We start from the raw sequence: 16,706 nt of genomic DNA, 5'->3' as shown, positions 1-16,706 counted from the left end.
TTTTCACTTGATCTTGTGATTTAGCCAAATCTAGTGATAATTGTTTGCATTTACGCCCTTGACCCCGCTGCCCATGACCCTCTTCAAGAACCCACCACGGCACATCCAGCACTGCGCCGTGACCGCGCTGTACGTCGAGCACCACGCCTGGTTGCGCGGCTGGCTGGCGTATCGCTTGCGCTCCTGGGGGCGTGGCGTGGCCGATGACCTGGCCCAGGACATTTTCGTGCGCGTGCTGGCCAGCCGGGACACCACCCAGCCCGATACCCTGCGCCAGCCACGTGCCTACCTGGCCCGTATCGCCAATTGCGTCCTGGTCAGCTGGCGTCGGCGGCATTCCCTTGAGCAGGCCTGGCTCGAGGCCCTGGCGTTGGTGCCCGAAGTCGAACATCCGGCGCCCGAGCAGCAGAGCGTGATTCTCGAGACCCTGCACGAGATCGATGCCGTGCTCGACAGCCTGCGGCCACGGGTCAGGCAAGCCTTCCTGATGGCAACACTGGACGGCATGAAGCAGAAAGACATCGCCCAGGCACTGAACATCGCCTTGCCGACGGTGAAGAAATATATTCACGAGGGCTACGTCGCCTGCCTGAGCCAGATGCCCGATGAGTGACCAGCCCCCCATCGCCCAGGCCATTCTCGCCCAGGCCGCCGCCTGGCTGCTGTTGATGCAGGAAGGGCCGCTGACGCCGGCACAACAGCTCGAACTGGAGCACTGGCGATACCGCGACGCCGAGCACGAACGTGCCTGGAACCGGGCACAGCGCCTGCTCACCCGCCTCGGCACCCTGCCTCCCACCCTGGCCCGACAGACGCTGGTGCGCCCCGACAGCAGCCGGCGCACCGTGCTGCGCAGCCTGCTGGTGTTGCTGGGCGCGGCACCACTGGGCTGGTGGGCATGGCGGCGCAATGAAGGTGGCACCGAGTACTTGACCGCCTTGGGCGAACGCCGGGATGTGCTGCTGGCCGACGGCACCCAGGTTTCCCTCAACAGCCACAGCGAGCTGAGGGTGCGCTTCACGGCCGAGCAGCGCCTGCTGCACTTGCGCCGGGGCGAGATATACATCGTCACTGCGGCGGACCCGTCGCGGCCTTTGCGGGTGCGGACCGGGCAAGGCCTCATGCAGGCGTTGGGCACCCGCTTCAGCGTGCGCCAGTTTCCCCAGGAGACCCTGCTCGCGGTGTACGAAGGCGCCGTACAGGTCCAGCCCGAAGCCGCCGGCGGTGTCATCGTCCAGGCAGGCTCGCAGCTGCGCTTCAGCCGTGATCGATTCGATCCACTGGAGGATGCACGCGACGCCCAGCTGGCCTGGCGCAATGGCCTGCTGATAATCGACGAGATGCCGTTGTTGCAATGGACCCAGGAACTGATGCGCTACAGCGACCAGCGCCTGGTCTGCGACCCGGCGTTGGCCAAGTTGCGGGTTTCGGGCAGTTTCCCGATCGATGACCTGCCCCTGGCCCTGGCCATGTTGGCCCAGAGCCATAAGCTGCGTACCCGCAGCGAGGCCGGCGGGATATTCATCAGCCGCTGACATCCCGCAAGCCCCCCAGCAGATACCGTGTAACGCGAAGAAATGCCAGCACCTGGCTATTGCCCCGGCACCGCCGCCAATCGGAGTGTTCGTATTGCAATGAATTCTCATCAAGGCAATCCCATGCCCCCAAGCTTTTCCTCACCGGCCGACGATAGTGGCAGAGCCTCGCCGGCACACTGGCGCAGGCTCGCTATGAACGCTTCCCGAGGCTGGGACACGGCCCGATGCTGGCAGCCTCGCTGCATAGGGTGGTGGAAGGGATGTACAGCAAGGGCCGCCCGCAGGCGCCGGCCAATCACTTGGCCCGCGCCTCACGCATCAGGCCTGGCGAGCGGGCTCGGACGCTGGCCGGACCGGCGTCTCGATGAGGCTTCTCCAATGCTCGATGATGGTTTCCGGCACACCCAACGACTTGCGCAGCGCCTCTACACGCTCCACCGGGTAATTCGCGAAACGCTCGTTCATGAAGTCGAGGTTGGGATTCTTGCCACTCTTGTCACCATCGCAGACGCGGTACAGCGTAACCTTGGTTTTCCGGGTGCACGGCAGCAGCACGTTACGCTCGAGTTCATCGTCGAGCCACCCATAGCGGTGGCAGCTGGTACCCCCGGTATCCCCCGGGGCGCACATATCGCGCACATCATGGCTGATCTTCGCTTCACGGTCCTTGATGATCCGCTGCCACAGCTCGGCGGCGAAATCGGCGTACATCTTCGCGGCCCTGGCAACTGTGCCGGTCCCAGGCTGGCCATAACTGGACTGCAGCGGGCTGCGTAGCGTGCCATCGCGTCCCAGGCCCTTCGGATCGACAAAAGCCATCTCCTGGAACAACGCAAGTTGTACACCGGCAGCAATCAGGAACACGCCGAAACCGAGCTTGGCGTACTTCTCGTTCATCAGCGTGCCCAGCATTCCCCCCGGGCCCGAGAGGTAAGTGGTCTCGTACTTCTGCAAAAGCGCGTACAATTGCTGGCGATCTTCCGGCAGCGTGAGATCGAGTGATTCCTTGGCCGGCAGGTATTCGGTCTCCAGGTGCTGCTGGATGCTCTTGATCGAGCCGTCGATGCTATCGATCAGGCTTTGCTGCAATTCACCACCGACAATCCTTTTGAGCTCAACATAGACCTGGTCGAAGTAGCTCGGCACGCCTGGCGGAAAGGCCTGTTCGAACAGTGCCTTGCCAATTGCACCACCAACAGCGGAGGCCAGTGACGAGGCAAGCTTGCCACCGAGCTCACCGAATGCCGCTGCAACGACATCCGTCGAGCTCAGTTCCAGATCCGCTGCTGGAGAGTTCACCTGGCCAACTGCCTCGATGAACAGCAGCTGGCCATCCTGCCCCACCACCACATCCTTGAACAGGTACACCAGCTGCCCGTAGTTGGTAGTGCGCAACAGTGCCACCGAACGGACACGACAGCCGTTGTACGGTTTGCCGAGAAACGCAAAGCTCTCCTCCTGCAAGGTTTCGCCTTCCAGCAATGGCGTTTGACGCTCCACAGCCTGGCGGATACAGGCAGTACGCGCGGCATGCTGCCTGAGCACCGAATCGCGCAACGTCGGCAAGGTATCGGCCGAGGTGAGCGGGATAGCGGACATCAGCCTGGTCATCTGCTGCAGACGCTCTTCATCCACGTCCTGCTCGCCATACTGTGCGAGGTAACGCAGCAGGTGTTGACGGGCATAGTCCGGGGGCGCCTCGGCCTGCACTTTGGCAATGCCAAAGAGGAAACTCACGTTGGTGACCTGATCGAGCTCTTTCGCTGCCTGCATGACGACTCCTGTGTCACTTCAATCAACCGGGTGGGTGCGGAAAATCGTGAACTGCTGGGGTTCGAGTGGCACGGTCGGGCCGTGAACGGCTGACCGGAAAGCAAATAGATATCAAAGCGCCATCATGAATACCGCAATCCGTTTGAGTCGGCAATACGCCTGTGACACTCGGTCGAGCACTCGAACAGCTGCTCCAGAGCAGCCCAGTCGCCCGCTTCAACCTTTCACACACACCACCTGCCGCAGGGTGTGCACCACTTCGACCAACTCACGCTGGGCCTGCATCACTGCATCGATATCCTTGTAGGCCATCGGGATCTCGTCGATCACATCCTTGTCCTTGCGGCACTCCACGTGGGCAGTGGCGCGCTGCTGGTCTTCGACCGTAAAACGGCTCTTGGCCTTGGTGCGGCTCATCACCCGCCCCGCACCATGGCTGCACGAGCAGAACGATTCCTCGTTGCCCAACCCACGCACAATGAAACTCTTCGCGCCCATGGAGCCAGGGATGATGCCCAGCTGGCCCTTCTGCGCCGACACCGCGCCCTTGCGGGTCACCAGTACCTCGCGGCCGAAGTGCTGCTCTTTCTGCACATAGTTGTGGTGGCAGTTGACCGCCTCGAGGCTGGCCTCGAACGCTTTGCCCAGCACCTTGCGGGTGGCGGCGACCACCGCCTGCATCATCAGTTCGCGGTTGTGCCGGGCGAAGTCCTGCGCCCACTCCACCGCCTCGACATAGTCGGCGAAGTGCCGGCTGCCTTCCTCGAAATACGCCAGGTCACGGTCCGGCAGGTTGACCATGTGCTGACGCATGTCGGCCTGCGCCAGTTCGATGAACAGGTTGCCGATTGCGTTGCCGACGCCACGCGAGCCGCTGTGCAGCATGAACCAGACGCGGTCGGCCTCGTCCAGGCAGACCTCGATGAAGTGGTTGCCGCCGCCCAGTGTCCCCAGGTGTTGGCGGTTGTTGGTCTTCTCCAGGCGCGGATGCTTGTCGGTGATTGCCTTGAAGCGCCCGGCCAGGCCGCTCCAGACCTGGTCGGCCTGGTTCGGCACGTTGTCCCAGGCCCCCTGGTCGCGACGGCCGAAGGTCTTGCCATGGGGCACGGCCTTCTCGATGGCTGTACGAAGGCCATGCAAGTTGTCCGGCAGGTCACGGGCATGCAGCGAGGTACGCGCGGCGATCATGCCGCAGCCGATGTCCACGCCCACCGCCGCCGGGATGATCGCGCCCACGGTGGGGATCACGCTGCCGATGGTCGAGCCCTTGCCCAGGTGCACGTCCGGCATCACCGCCAGGTGCTTGAAGATGAACGGCATCTTCGCCGTGTTCATCAGTTGCTTGCGGGCGTCGTCCTCGACCGGCACACCGTCGGTCCACAGCTTGATCGGCTTGCCGCCCGCCACTTCGAGTATGTTCATTACCTTGTTCCTTGTTGCGTTACGTCGTGTCGCACAGGGTCAACCCGCCTTGAGGCTGACCATGCCATTCAATACCTGATCCAGGCCACCGAACACCGAAATCCGGTCGATGCGCTCGGCCACCCGCTCCAGGGTTTCCAGCTCTTTCAGGCGCAGGGCCGTCGGGTTGCCTTCCATCACCTTGGCAGTGTTGAGCAGCGAGCGGGTCGCCTGGGTTTCCTCACGCCGCCGGATCACGTTGGCCTGGGCTGCCTTCTCTGCCTCCACCACCTGCGCCAGCAGGGTTTTCATTTCGCCCGGCAGGATGATGTCGCGCAGCCCGAGGCTACCTACTTCCAAGCCACTGCCCGGCAACTGCGCCTGCAGGTGCTCGGTAACGCTGTCGTCGATCAGTTGTTTGTTCTCCAACAGCTCATCGAGGGTCCGGGTGCCCACCGCCGCACGCAGGCCGAACTGCAGCTCGCGGTACAGGTGCTCAACCGGCTTGCTCATCTGCCCATGGGCACCGAGCACGTCGGTATAACGCCAGTTGGCCACCAGACTCAGGCGCAGGTTGACCTTGTCGCGGGTGAGAATCTCCTGGCCGCTCACCTCCAGTGCCTGCAGGCGGGTGTCGACCTTCTCCACCGCTACCTGGCTGCCGCAACGCCAGTAGCCATGCTGTCCGGGCTCGAGCACCCCGGCCACCACGCCGTCGATCTTCAGCACGCCGACATGGAAGGCCGGCACCAGCGCCAGCAGCACATGGTCCATGCCGGCGATACCCGGGCGATTCAGGCGGGTCACCAACTCGGCGTCCAGGCACTGGCCATGGGTCAGGTCGAGACGTTGCAGCTCGTGCCTGGCCTGGTCTTTCCAGTAGGCACGGCGGCTGTCCGGCGGCAGCACTTCGACCAGCTTGCCGTCCTCGAAGCGCAGCCCGACCTCATGCTCGCTCAGGTCCATGCACACCAGGTGCTGGTCCATGCCACGGGCGAGCAACTCCCGGACGTTGACGTCCGAAACAGGGCGACGCGTATCCACCGTGTCCACCACTACCTGGGCGCCGCAGCGCCAGAATCCATGCTGCCCGGCCAGCAGCAGGTCGACCACGACACCATCGATGCGCAGCACACCGACGCTGAAGGTCGGCACCGTCACCAGCAGCACGTTGTCCATGCCGGCGATTCCCGGCTTGTTCAGGCGTGCCAGCAGCTCGGCGTCCAGGCGCCGCCCCTGGGCCAGATCGATCCGCGTCAGGCTCTGCCGGGTCTGACCTTTCCATTGCAGGCGGCGGCTGTCAGTTGCCAACAGTTCCTTCAACTGACCATCCTCGAAACGCAGGCCCACTTCGTTTTCGGCCATGTCCAGGGTAAGGAAATACTGCTCGACCAACGCCGGCTCATGTTGGCGCAGATAGCGCTCGAGGGGATAGTCGTGCAGCGGGGAATCCTGGGGGCAGGTCTTCAGCGTCAGCCGCCCCTGCCAATCGAAACGCTTGTACTGGCCCGGCTCGAGGATCGCCTCGAAATCGCCATCGTTCAGCAACAGGCCGTGTTCGTTCTTCTTCACTACAAAGCGCTTCAACATGTTCATCTTGCTCATCCTTTGTTCAATGTCCTTGGTTGCCGGGGTCGCCAACCCATCGGGCGTCGCGAGCGAAGCCTGGCGGAGTCCGGGGCCGGGAGCATTGCTCCAGCGGCCACCATCGTTGCGCCAGGCCCGGCCGGCGAGCCGGGTGGGCCAGCGGCGGGCCAGGCGTCCTTCGCAGTGACGGGCCGTCCTGGCCCTGCTTGCGTTGCCTGTGCCCACCCGGCGGGTGTTGCGGTTACAGCTACCTTAGGAGGGTAGTGCCGGGGCTTTGCCCGGCGAGCGTCTGCGCCGGCCTTTCCAGGGGCCCAGCGCAGCAATGACCGGTCGTTGCGGCGGCGGCATGCACGACACCGACACCTGAAGGTGGGTACGTGCACCGGCGGGGGGTTCCCCTGTCCCGAGGGCCTGCCTGGCGATGCGGTCGAGAGGGATATAGCGAGCGGCGTGCCAGGTTTTCATTCGTTCTTGAAAAATCTTTTAATTATCTGATTTATAAGCATTTATTTTTTATTGCGCGTTAAGCTGCACATTGCAACGTGTCATACCTATTTCACTTTTCGTATATCCTGAGATACATATTTATCTTTTTGGATAATCACGGATGACCAAGCCCCTCGTTGCCATCGGTTTTCTCGGCACCACCCTCGACCGCAACGGCAAGGGTGCGGCGCGCTGGAACAGGTGGCGGCCAACCATCGGCCTGTGCCAGCAATCCGACCTGCCCCTGGACCGCCTGGAACTTATCCACGGCCCCGACGCACGCGACCTCGGCCTGGCCGAGCGCATCCGCGCCGACATCCAGCAGGTCTCGCCCGGCACCGAGGTGCGCCTGCACCCGCTGGCGCTGCGCAACCCGTGGGATTTCGAGGAGGTCTACGGCGCCCTGCACGACTTCGCCAGCGGCTACAGCTTCGACACCGAGCACGAGGACTACCTGGTGCATATCACCACCGGTACCCACGTCGCGCAGATTTGCTGGTTCCTGCTCACCGAGGCGCGCTACCTGCCGGCGCGCCTGGTGCAGACCTCGCCCTCGCGCAAGCACGACGAAAACAGCGACCCGGCCGGCATCGCCACGCTGATCGACCTCGACCTGTCGCGCTACGACCCGATCGCCTCGCGCTTTCGCCGCGAACAGGTCGAGGGGCAGTCGCTGCTCAAGTCAGGCATCGCCACGCGCAACCCGGATTTCAACCGCACCATCGAGCAGATCGAACGGGTCGCCCTGCGCTCGAAGGCGCCGATGCTGCTGGTCGGCCCGACCGGCGCCGGCAAGTCGTTCCTGGCCCGGCGCGTCCATGAGCTCAAGCGCGGTCGTCACCAGTTGGGCGGTCGCTTCATCGAGGTGAACTGCGCCACCCTGCGCGGTGACGGCGCCATGTCGACCCTGTTCGGCCACGCCAAAGGCGCCTTCACCGGCGCGCAGAACGCCCGCGACGGCCTGCTGCGCGCCGCCGACGGCGGCATGCTGTTCCTCGACGAAATAGGTGAGCTGGGCGCCGACGAACAGGCCATGCTGCTCAAGGCCATCGAAGAAAAGCGCTTCTTCCCGCTGGGCGCCGACCGTGAGGTGGAAAGCGACTTCCAACTGATCGCCGGCACCCACCGCGACCTGCGCGCCAAGGTCGCCGACGGCTCGTTCCGCGAAGATCTGTTCGCCCGCATCAACCTGTGGACCTTCGCCCTGCCGGGCCTGGCCCAGCGGCGCGAAGACATCGAGCCGAACCTGGATTTCGAGCTGCAGCGCCACGCCCGTGAGCAAGGCCGCCAGGTGCGCTTCAACCTCGAAGCCAAGCGCCGCTACCTGGCCTTTGCCCACGCCAGCGAAGCACGCTGGGCCGGCAACTTCCGCGAGCTGTCGGCATCGATCACGCGCATGGCGACCCTGGCCGACAGCGGGCGCATCGACGAGGCACTGGTCGAGGAAGAGATCGAACGGCTGCGCTATGCCTGGGGCCTGGAATCGGCAACCGAGCCGCTGCTGGACGGCCGCGAACTGGACCTGTTCGACCAGGTGCAACTGCAGGCGGTGATCGATGTGTGCCGCCGCACCCCTAGCCTGTCCGAGGCCGGGCGCCAGCTGTTCGCGGTGTCGCGGCAGGAGAAGGCCAACCCCAACGACGCCGACCGCCTGCGCAAGTACCTGGCGCGGTTCGGACTCGACTGGCAGCAACTAAAGTCGTAGGGCTTGCCAGCAGTCCGCCACCGTGGGGTATGCTTGCCCGGTCTTCAGGGCGGGGTGAAAGTCCCCACCGGCGGTAAATCGAAAGATGAGCCCGCGAGCGCCCCGGCCATGCCGGGGGTCAGCAGATCTGGTGAGATTCCAGGGCCGACGGTCATAGTCCGGATGAAAGAAGGCGTTTGGCAGGGGCCGCCCAGGCGCCCTTGCGCGCGCATTTTGTTCGCCCCGAGACGTTCATCGATCATTCACGAGGAGCGTTTCATGTCCACCCCGCTTAACAAGCAATTCCCCAACGTCAGTGCCGCCATCGCCGCCTTCCAGGCCGGGCGCCCGGTGCTGCTGCTCGACGACGACGACCGCGAGGACGAAGCCGACATCGTCGCTGCCGCCGAGAACCTGTCGCTGCAGACCATGGCCATGATGATCCGCGATTGCAGCGGCATCGTCTGCCTGTGCCTGGACGAAGCCACCGTCGACGCCCTGCAGCTGGCGCCGATGGTGCAGAACAACCAGGCCCGCCACGGCACCGGCTTCACCGTCACCATCGAAGCCGCCGAGGGCGTCAGCACCGGCGTGTCGGCGCAGGACCGCATCACCACGATCGAAGCCGCGCTGCGCTCCACCGCGCAACAGCGCCACATCGTCAGCCCCGGCCATGTATTCCCGCTGCGCGCCCGTGACGGCGGCGTGCTGATCCGTCGCGGCCACACCGAAGGCTCGGTGGACCTGGCCCGCCTGGCCGGCCTGCGCCCGGCGGCGGTGCTGTGCGAGTTGATGAACCCCGATGGCAGCATGGCCCGCGGCGAACAGGTGGCGGTGTATGCGCGGCAGTACAACCTGCCGGTGCTAACCATCGAGGAGCTGGCGCGCTATCGCGAGGCGATGGTTGAGCTGGAGGCCGAGCCGGCCTGATCCAAAGGCATCGCGGGGCAAGCCCGCTCCCACGCCAAGTACCAAGGTGCTTCGTGGGAGCGGGCTTGCCCCGCGATCAGGCCAGGCCTCAACGCAACCCCAACGGTCCCTTCAGAAACTCATACAAGCCCGCCGCACTCTTGCGATAGCCATCGGCTGTCAGATGGACAAGATCAGGCCGCGCCAGCCCCTGCGCCTGCCAGCCGGCGATCGAGCACGGCCCGCCCATGAACCCCTGCCAATCCCAGAACAGCGCCTTGTGCTTGCGCGCCATCTGCTTCTGGATACGGATCACCGAGGCCAGCGGTTGCGGCTGGCGCGCCGCGCAACTGCGCGCCTTGCGCTGCTTGATCGAGTCCGGTGGGCCGACCAGCAGGATCGCCGTCTGCGGCAGGTCCTTGCGCAAGCCCGTGAGGGTCGCCTCCAACTGCGTCTGGTACAGCGCCAGGTCGAGCTTGTCGTCGAACGCCTCATTGGTGCCGTAGGCCAGGATCACCAGGTCCGGCCGCACGGCCTTGAGGCTGTCGCGCCAACCCGCCTGCCACTTGTCCACCACCTCCAGGCGCGCGCCGTTGATGCCCAGCGTCGAATAGGTCACACCGGCATTCTTCTGCCCCTGCAGGTACCAGCCACCCAAGGCGACGCCACGGCCACCCTCCATCGTCAGGTGCACCGGCAGGCCGACATTGGCGAACGCCGGGCTGAAGCGCCACTGGCCATTGCTGGCCGGCAGCACCCGACGCTGGCCGCCATTGACCAGCAGGCTGGCAGTCCCGCTGGACTGGTACAGCGCCGAGACCTTGTAGCGCTGGCGGTCCTCGTCACGCGCCTGCAGCATCACGCTGGAGCGGTTGGCCTGCGGCAGCGACAGGTAGCCACCCAGGGGAAACTGCTGGCTCTGCTGGTTGCGCGCCGACACCAGCTCCCACTGGCGCTTCTCGCTCTTGATGATCACCCGGTCGTTGCGAATCCCCGGCACCGGCGAGGCTGGCACCAGGCCGATGCCGCCATCGCCGTAGCGCGCCTGTAACAGCTTGCGCAGTTCGCCGCTAAACAGGTCGGCGGCGGTATGCGAGTCACCCAGCTGGACGATGCCGACCGGGGCACGCCTGGCATTGCGCAGCTTGCTCGCGAGCAGGGCGACGTTGCCGTCCTGGCGAGTGACGGGCGTGGCGGTGGGCCGCGCCGCGGGCTGGGCGCTCACGCTGTTGGCGCCGGTGCTGCAACCCGGCGCGGCGCTGATCAGCAGGGCCAGGCCCAGCAGGTGATGCCATTGGCGCATCTCAATGTCCTGTTACGGTCAGGCCAGGGAAGCTGATCAGCGACAGTACCTGTTCGGCGATCATCTTCTGGCCTGTGATGGTGAAATGAATGCCGTCGTCGACCCGCACCTTCACCCGCTTGCCCTGCGCGGTCTGCACCGTGTACGAGAAGCTGGCGTCGGCGTAGCCGAGGATCGGGTTGGCCGACACGTAGTGCTGGCCGTACAGCGCGGTCTGCTCCTGATAGAGCCCGCTGAGGTAGCCCATGGCGGTGGACAGCCGCGCCTTCTCCATGTTCGGCGGCCCGACCCAGATAACCTGCACGTTATGCGAGCGGGCCTGTTCGAGGATCGAATCGATCCGCGCGCGATAGGCCACCTCCCATTCCGGCGACTTGAAGCGCAGGAACGGCTTGCCCTTGCCCTGAGGCATGTCCCACGGGTCGTTGGGGCCGAGGAACACCACCATCAGGCGCACGTTCGGTTCGTGGTCGAGGGTCTCGGCCACGGTCTTCGGCCAGTTGAAGAAGCCCGGGTAGGCAAGGCCGGTGCTCTGCTTGCTGAGGTTGACGGTGCGGATCTGGTAGCGCTTGCGCAAGCTGTTGGCCAGGTGCGGGGCAACGCCCTGCATCAGCGAATCGCCGACCAGGAACACCTCGTCACCGGCGGCCAGGGAGGCCACGGTGCCGGGTTGCAGCAATGCCGGCGCCGGGACTGGTGCCGGAGTTGCCGCTGGCATTGGCGCTGACGCCGGCACTGCCGCGACGGGCTGGGCGACAGCGACGGGCGCGGGCACAGTAGCCGGCGCCGGCGTGTGTGCCGCACCGTGCGGCAGCGGCTTGGCCAGTGCCGCCGGGGTCTGCAGGTCGACCGTGACCACCGGTATCGGTGCGGGCAGCACCTCGGGCAGCGGCGCTTCGACCACCTGCGGCGCTGGCTGCAGGCGCTCGAGCAGGTCGTCGCGGCGCGCCTCGAGCAGTGCCGTCAGTTGCGCGCCCGTGCGCCAGGCCGGCATCTGGCCCAGCAGCGGGATTTCGCAGCTCTGGTGGTACTTCTGCTGGCAGTAGAGCTTGATCGAATCCTGGTTCAGCCAGAACAACAGCGCGGTTGTGACCACGATCGCGTACAGGCCACGGGCGGCGCCCATCTGCACCTGGAACAGCTGTTTGCTATCAGAAGCTTGCATAGATGAACCCCGGCACGCCCGACTGCGAAGCGAAAATCACCAGCGACACGCCGACCCCGAGCGGGATCGGGTACAGCTGCCACGGCAGGCGCTGGAAGGCCGCGCCGCTCTGGCGCAGCAGCACCAGCCATTGTGGATAACTGGCCACGAACAGCACGCAGGCCAGCAGTATCAGGCCCGTGGCACTGTTCAGGCCCGCCAGGCTCAGTTGGGCGATGTCACCGAGCATCTCCAGCGCGCCCTCCAGCGTCGGGCTGCGGAAGAAGATCCAGGCGAACGCCACGTAGTGGAAGGTCATCAACCGCGCCAGCAAGCCCGATCCCGGCAGGCGGGCAAACCCCGGGCACCACTGGCTGAACAGCTTGGAGATGGCCAGGCCCACGCCGTGCAGCGCGCCCCAGATGATGAAATTCACGCTCGCCCCGTGCCACAGCCCGGACACCAGCATCGCCAGCAGCATGTTCAGGTTGCCGCGCCATACCCCCTGGCGGTTACCGCCCAGCGGGATATAGACGTAGTCGCGGATGAAGCGTGACAGGCTGATATGCCAGCGCCCCCAGAATTCCTTGAGGTTGTGCGCGGCATATGGCGCGTCGAAGTTGTCCGGCAGACGGAACCCCAGCAACAGGGCGATGCCGGTGACCAGGTTGGTGTAGCCGCTGAAGTTGAAGTAGATCAGCAGGCTGTAGCCGTACACGCTCAGCAGCACCTGCTCGGGGGTGGCGCTGCCCGGGGTGTCGAACACCGGGTCCACCCACTCGCTGCCCAGCCAGGCACTGAGGAAGAACAGCTTGACCACCGCCATCGCGATCAACCCCAGTGCCCGCTGCGGCTCCAGCACCTGGCGCATGGCTGGCGGGCGGATCTGCGGCAGCATGTGCAGGGCGCGGTTGACCGGCCCGGCCACCAGGCTGGGGAAGAACGCCAGGTATAAGGCCAGGTCCAGCGGCGCCGACGGCGCCAGCTCGCGCCGGTTGATCGACACCAGGTAGCTGACCGAATGGAAGGTATAGAACGACAGCCCGATCGGCACCAGCACTTCCAGCAGCGGCAGCGCCACGTCGAACCCGGCGGTGGCCAGCGCGGCCTGCGCGCCTTCGACGAAGAACGCCTGGTACTTGAACAGGTAGAAACAGCCCAGCACCAGCGTCAACAGCAGCACGCGGCTGAACCAGCGCCCGGGGTAGCGCCCCGCCAGCAGGCCGAGCAAGTACACCAACACGCTGTAGCCCAGCAGGATGTAGAGCGACTGCAGACTGAAACTGGCTACCAGGCCATAGCTGGCCGTCAGCAGCAGCAGGTTCTGCAGCCGGACACTCCAGCACAGGCTCCAATAAAGCAGGAAGAACAGCGTGAAACAGAGGCCGAATTCGATCGAGAGGAAGCTCACAACGTAGTCCATTACATGACGTCGGGGAGGGAAGCCGCTGGCCCGCGGGCCAGAGCGCGCGGATTATGGCAGAGGGCCGCCACCCCCACAATTCGATTGCTCCGCAGATTGCAAGACGGGCCGCTGGGGACAAGTGCAACAAAATGCGACGAACTCCCCCTGCAATTTGCTCCCCCTGCCCCGCTCTGCTAGTGTCGCGCCGTTCTGGACACCACCGAGACTGTCGCCATGGCCCGCAAAAAAGCCTCCATCGATTTCGAACAATCCCTCGCCGACCTGCAAGCCCTGGTCGAGCGCTTGGAGAACGGCGAACTGTCGCTGGAAGAGTCGCTGGCCGCCTTCGAGCAAGGCATTGCCCTGACCCGCGATTGCCAGGGCGCCCTGGCCCAGGCCGAGCAGAAGGTGCAGATCCTCCTGGAGCGTGACGGCGAGCTGGCCGCGCAGCCGTTCGACGCGGAGCCCGAGGCATGATCGCCCAGTACCAGGCAAGTGCCCAGGCTCGGGTCGACGCGGCCCTGGAACCCTTGTTCCAAGCCCCCTCCAAGGAGCTCGAGCGCCTCTACGCGGCCATGCGCTACAGCGTGATGAACGGCGGCAAGCGCGTGCGCCCGCTGCTGGCCTACGCCGCCTGCGAGGCCTTCGGCGTGCCGGCGGAGCAGGCCAACGGCGCTGCCTGCGCAGTGGAGCTGATCCACGCCTACTCGCTGGTACACGACGACCTGCCGGCCATGGACGACGACGACCTGCGCCGCGGCCAGCCCACCACTCACAAGGCCTTCGACGAAGCCTGCGCAATCCTCGCCGGCGACGGTTTGCAAAGCCTGGCCTTCAACGCCTTGCTCGACCCGCGCCTGAGCCCGCAGCCAGACGCCATCCGCCTGCAGATGGTCCAGGCCCTGGCCAAGGCGGCCGGCCCCGCGGGCATGGTCGGCGGCCAGGCCATCGACCTCGGCTCGGTGGGCCTGAAGCTCGACCAAAAAGCCCTGGAGTACATGCACCGGCACAAGACCGGCGCGCTGATCGAAGCCAGCGTGCGCCTCGGCGCCCTGGCCAGCGCCCGCGCCGGGCAGGTCCAACTCGATTTGCTGCAGACTTATGCACAGGCCATTGGTCTGGCGTTCCAGGTGCAGGACGATATCCTCGACGTGGAGAGCGACACCGCCACCCTGGGCAAGCGCCAGGGGGCCGATATCGCCCGCGACAAGCCAACCTACCCAGCGCTGCTCGGGATGGAGGCGGCCAAAGCCTATGCCTTGGAGCTGCGCGACCAGGCGCTGGCCGCGCTGGCAGGCTTTGGCGACAATGCCGAGCCACTGCGGGCGCTGGCTCGCTACATCGTCGAGCGCCGCCACTGAGGCACCCGTGGGAGCATTGGCGCACCGCCGCTCCCACGTTGATCAACGACACCTTCACCACACCCGACTGAATGGGCAGCTTTTCCTACAATGGGGTAAACTGCCGCGTCTTCACACCTATAACGACTCGCCTGATGCCCACGACGTTTCAAGAGATCCCCCGCGAACGCCCGGTCACGCCGTTGCTGGACCGCGCCGACACGCCCGCCGGCCTGCGCCGGCTGGCCGAAGCCGACCTGGAGACCCTGGCCGACGAGCTGCGCCAGGACCTGCTCTATACCGTTGGGCAGACCGGTGGGCATTTTGGTGCGGGCCTGGGCGTCATCGAGCTGACGATCGCCCTGCACTACGTCTTCGACACCCCGGATGACCGGCTGGTGTGGGACGTCGGCCACCAGGCCTACCCGCACAAGATCCTCACCGGCCGGCGCGAGCGAATGCTCAGCCTGCGCCAGAAAGACGGCATCGCCGCCTTCCCGCGCCGCAGCGAGAGCGAGTACGACACCTTCGGCGTCGGCCACTCCAGCACCTCGATCAGCGCCGCGCTGGGCATGGCCATCGCCGCCCGCCTGCAGAACGACCCGCGCAAGTCGATCGCGGTGATCGGCGACGGCGCGCTGACCGCCGGCATGGCCTTCGAGGCGCTGAACCACGCCCAGGAAGTCAACGCCGACATGCTGGTGATCCTCAACGACAACGACATGTCGATTTCGCGCAATGTCGGCGGCCTGTCCAACTACCTGGCCAAGATCCTTTCCAGCCGCACCTACGCGAGCATGCGCGAAGGCAGCAAGAAAGTGCTGTCGCGCCTGCCCGGTGCCTGGGAAATCGCCCGCCGCACCGAAGAGTACGCCAAGGGCATGCTGGTGCCGGGCACGCTGTTCGAGGAGCTGGGCTGGAACTACATCGGCCCGATCGACGGCCACGACCTGCCGACCCTGATCGCCACCCTGCGCAACATGCGCGACCTCAAGGGCCCGCAGTTCCTTCACGTGGTGACCAAGAAGGGCAAGGGCTTCGCCCCGGCCGAGGTCGACCCGATCGGCTACCACGCCATCACCAAGCTGGAGCCGGCCGACAAGCCGGTCGCGCCGAAGAAGGCCAGCGGCCCGAAATACGCCTCGGTGTTCGGCCAGTGGCTGTGCGACATGGCCGCCGCCGACAATCGCCTGGTGGGCATCACCCCGGCGATGAAGGAAGGCTCGGACCTGATCGACTTCAGCGAACGCTACCCGGAGCGCTACTTCGACGTCGCCATCGCCGAGCAGCACGCGGTCACCCTGGCCGCGGGCATGGCCTGCGAGGGTGCCAAGCCGGTGGTGGCGATCTACTCGACCTTCCTGCAGCGCGCCTATGACCAGCTGATCCATGACGTGGCGGTGCAGGACCTCGATGTGCTGTTTGCCATCGACCGCGCCGGCCTGGTCGGCGAGGACGGCCCGACCCACGCCGGTGCCTACGACCTGTCCTATCTGCGCTGCATCCCCGGCATGCTGGTGATGACCCCTAGCGACGAGAACGAGCTGCGCAAGATGCTCAGCACCGGCCACCACTACAAGGGCCCGGCCGCCGTGCGTTATCCACGCGGCACCGGCCCCAACGCGCCGATCAGCGGCGACCTGGAGCCACTGGAGATCGGCAAGGGCGTGGTCCGCCGCCAGGGTGGCAAGGTCGCCCTGCTGGTGTTCGGCGTACAGCTGGCCGAAGCCCTGCAGGTAGCCGAGCAGATCGATGCCACCGTGGTCGACATGCGTTTCGTCAAGCCTCTGGACGAGGCGCTGGTGCTGGAAATGGCCGCCAACCATGAGTTGCTGGTGACCATCGAAGAGAATGCCATCATGGGTGGCGCCGGCGCAGCGGTGGGCGAGTTCCTCGCCCGCGAAGCGGTGGTCAAGCCGCTGCTGCACCTGGGCCTGCCGGATATCTATGTCGAGCATGCCAAGCCTGCGCAGATGCTGGCCGAGTGCGGGCTCGATGTGGCAGGGATCGAAGCCTCCGTCAAAGCCCGAATGGCCAAGCTCGGCCTGTAATCCCTGGGACCGCTTTGCGGCCCATCGCCGCGGTTCGTCGCCACGACAAGCCGGCTCCCACAGGGATCGCAGTCCCTTGTGGGAG

The 16,706-nt window shown here is 65.5% G+C and carries 12 protein-coding genes, 1 pseudogene and 1 riboswitch; of the genes and pseudogenes, 7 read left to right on the top strand and 6 right to left on the bottom strand.

All coding sequences use genetic code 11. From position 1 onward, the window contains the following. Positions 1-73: 73 nt before the first annotated feature. Positions 74-613, top strand: coding sequence for a sigma-70 family RNA polymerase sigma factor (locus LU688_RS02655; RefSeq protein WP_023629462.1), 540 nt, complete (start codon positions 74-76; stop codon positions 611-613). Next, the gene (locus LU688_RS02650) at positions 606-1,535 is read left to right on the top strand and encodes a FecR domain-containing protein (RefSeq protein ID WP_094012299.1); all 930 of its coding nucleotides are present in this window, start codon (positions 606-608) and stop codon (positions 1,533-1,535) included. Before LU688_RS02655 ends, LU688_RS02650 begins: the two co-directional genes overlap by 8 nt. Before the next feature lie 321 nt (positions 1,536-1,856). Here LU688_RS02650 and LU688_RS02645 read toward each other — a convergent pair whose 3' ends face one another. The 3 genes and pseudogenes from LU688_RS02645 to LU688_RS02635 all read right to left on the bottom strand — a co-directional run. Continuing rightward, positions 1,857-3,311, bottom strand: a complete 1,455-nt coding sequence (locus LU688_RS02645; RefSeq protein WP_094012300.1) for a hypothetical protein — start codon at positions 3,309-3,311, stop codon at positions 1,857-1,859. Between the two features lie 216 nt (positions 3,312-3,527). Then, on the bottom strand, positions 3,528-4,733 hold the full coding sequence (locus LU688_RS02640) for an RtcB family protein (RefSeq protein ID WP_038707268.1): 1,206 nt from the start codon (positions 4,731-4,733) through the stop codon (positions 3,528-3,530). A 39-nt stretch (positions 4,734-4,772) separates the two neighbouring features. Next, positions 4,773-5,681, bottom strand: a pseudogene (locus LU688_RS02635) (slipin family protein); the annotation flags it as partial. A gap of 1,225 nt (positions 5,682-6,906) precedes the next feature. Here LU688_RS02635 and rtcR point away from each other — a divergent pair. Further along, entirely contained in the window at positions 6,907-8,490 is a 1,584-nt protein-coding gene (rtcR, locus tag LU688_RS02630) for an RNA repair transcriptional activator RtcR (protein WP_094012301.1), read from the top strand. Between the two features lie 36 nt (positions 8,491-8,526). Then, positions 8,527-8,668, top strand: a riboswitch (FMN riboswitch). Positions 8,669-8,748: 80 nt separating this feature from the next. Continuing rightward, positions 8,749-9,399, top strand: coding sequence for a 3,4-dihydroxy-2-butanone-4-phosphate synthase (gene ribB / locus LU688_RS02625; protein WP_094012302.1), 651 nt, complete (start codon positions 8,749-8,751; stop codon positions 9,397-9,399). 88 nt (positions 9,400-9,487) lie between these two features. On the opposite strand, the gene LU688_RS02620 is transcribed toward ribB, so the two are convergent. From LU688_RS02620 to LU688_RS02610, 3 genes are read right to left on the bottom strand one after another with little or no spacing between them, the layout of a single operon-like run. Then, entirely contained in the window at positions 9,488-10,681 is a 1,194-nt protein-coding gene (locus tag LU688_RS02620; RefSeq protein ID WP_094012303.1) for an SGNH/GDSL hydrolase family protein, read from the bottom strand. A gap of 1 nt (position 10,682) precedes the next feature. Further along, complete coding sequence (locus LU688_RS02615) at positions 10,683-11,846, bottom strand: SGNH/GDSL hydrolase family protein (protein WP_232888215.1); 1,164 nt, start codon at positions 11,844-11,846, stop codon at positions 10,683-10,685. After that, entirely contained in the window at positions 11,833-13,248 is a 1,416-nt protein-coding gene (locus LU688_RS02610) for an MBOAT family O-acyltransferase (RefSeq protein WP_232888214.1), read from the bottom strand. The genes LU688_RS02615 and LU688_RS02610 overlap by 14 nt, the downstream gene beginning before the upstream one ends. Positions 13,249-13,464: 216 nt before the next feature. Between LU688_RS02610 and LU688_RS02605 the strand changes: the two genes are divergently transcribed. From LU688_RS02605 to dxs, 3 genes are all read left to right on the top strand, one after another. Further along, entirely contained in the window at positions 13,465-13,707 is a 243-nt protein-coding gene (locus tag LU688_RS02605; protein WP_011531978.1) for an exodeoxyribonuclease VII small subunit, read from the top strand. Then, positions 13,704-14,591, top strand: coding sequence for a (2E,6E)-farnesyl diphosphate synthase (gene ispA, locus LU688_RS02600; protein WP_094012304.1), 888 nt, complete (start codon positions 13,704-13,706; stop codon positions 14,589-14,591). The genes LU688_RS02605 and ispA overlap by 4 nt, the downstream gene beginning before the upstream one ends. 134 nt (positions 14,592-14,725) lie before the next feature. Continuing rightward, positions 14,726-16,621: a 1-deoxy-D-xylulose-5-phosphate synthase gene (dxs, locus tag LU688_RS02595; RefSeq protein WP_094012305.1), complete on the top strand. Its 1,896-nt coding sequence runs from the start codon at positions 14,726-14,728 to the stop codon at positions 16,619-16,621. Positions 16,622-16,706 lie beyond the last annotated feature (85 nt).

It is taken from the genome of Pseudomonas soli (assembly GCF_021283165.2).
GTDB lineage: Bacteria > Pseudomonadota > Gammaproteobacteria > Pseudomonadales > Pseudomonadaceae > Aquipseudomonas > Aquipseudomonas soli.
The sequence above is the reverse complement of the archived record's forward strand: the minus strand, read 5'-3'. Positions and strand labels throughout refer to the sequence as shown.

Bases quoted from the DNA above. Each gene is read 5' to 3' on its own strand.
- dxs (WP_094012305.1), top strand. From the start codon at position 14,726: ATGCCCACGACGTTTCAAGAGATCCCCCGCGAACGCCCGGTCACGCCG.
- LU688_RS02605 (WP_011531978.1), top strand. From the start codon at position 13,465: ATGGCCCGCAAAAAAGCCTCCATCGATTTCGAACAATCCCTCGCCGAC.
- LU688_RS02645 (WP_094012300.1), bottom strand. From the start codon at position 3,311: ATGCAGGCAGCGAAAGAGCTCGATCAGGTCACCAACGTGAGTTTCCTC.
- LU688_RS02640 (WP_038707268.1), bottom strand. From the start codon at position 4,733: ATGAACATACTCGAAGTGGCGGGCGGCAAGCCGATCAAGCTGTGGACC.
- LU688_RS02650 (WP_094012299.1), top strand. From the start codon at position 606: ATGAGTGACCAGCCCCCCATCGCCCAGGCCATTCTCGCCCAGGCCGCC.
- rtcR (WP_094012301.1), top strand. From the start codon at position 6,907: ATGACCAAGCCCCTCGTTGCCATCGGTTTTCTCGGCACCACCCTCGAC.
- LU688_RS02610 (WP_232888214.1), bottom strand. From the start codon at position 13,248: ATGGACTACGTTGTGAGCTTCCTCTCGATCGAATTCGGCCTCTGTTTC.
- LU688_RS02615 (WP_232888215.1), bottom strand. From the start codon at position 11,846: ATGCAAGCTTCTGATAGCAAACAGCTGTTCCAGGTGCAGATGGGCGCC.
- LU688_RS02620 (WP_094012303.1), bottom strand. From the start codon at position 10,681: ATGCGCCAATGGCATCACCTGCTGGGCCTGGCCCTGCTGATCAGCGCC.
- ribB (WP_094012302.1), top strand. From the start codon at position 8,749: ATGTCCACCCCGCTTAACAAGCAATTCCCCAACGTCAGTGCCGCCATC.
- ispA (WP_094012304.1), top strand. From the start codon at position 13,704: ATGATCGCCCAGTACCAGGCAAGTGCCCAGGCTCGGGTCGACGCGGCC.
- LU688_RS02655 (WP_023629462.1), top strand. From the start codon at position 74: ATGACCCTCTTCAAGAACCCACCACGGCACATCCAGCACTGCGCCGTG.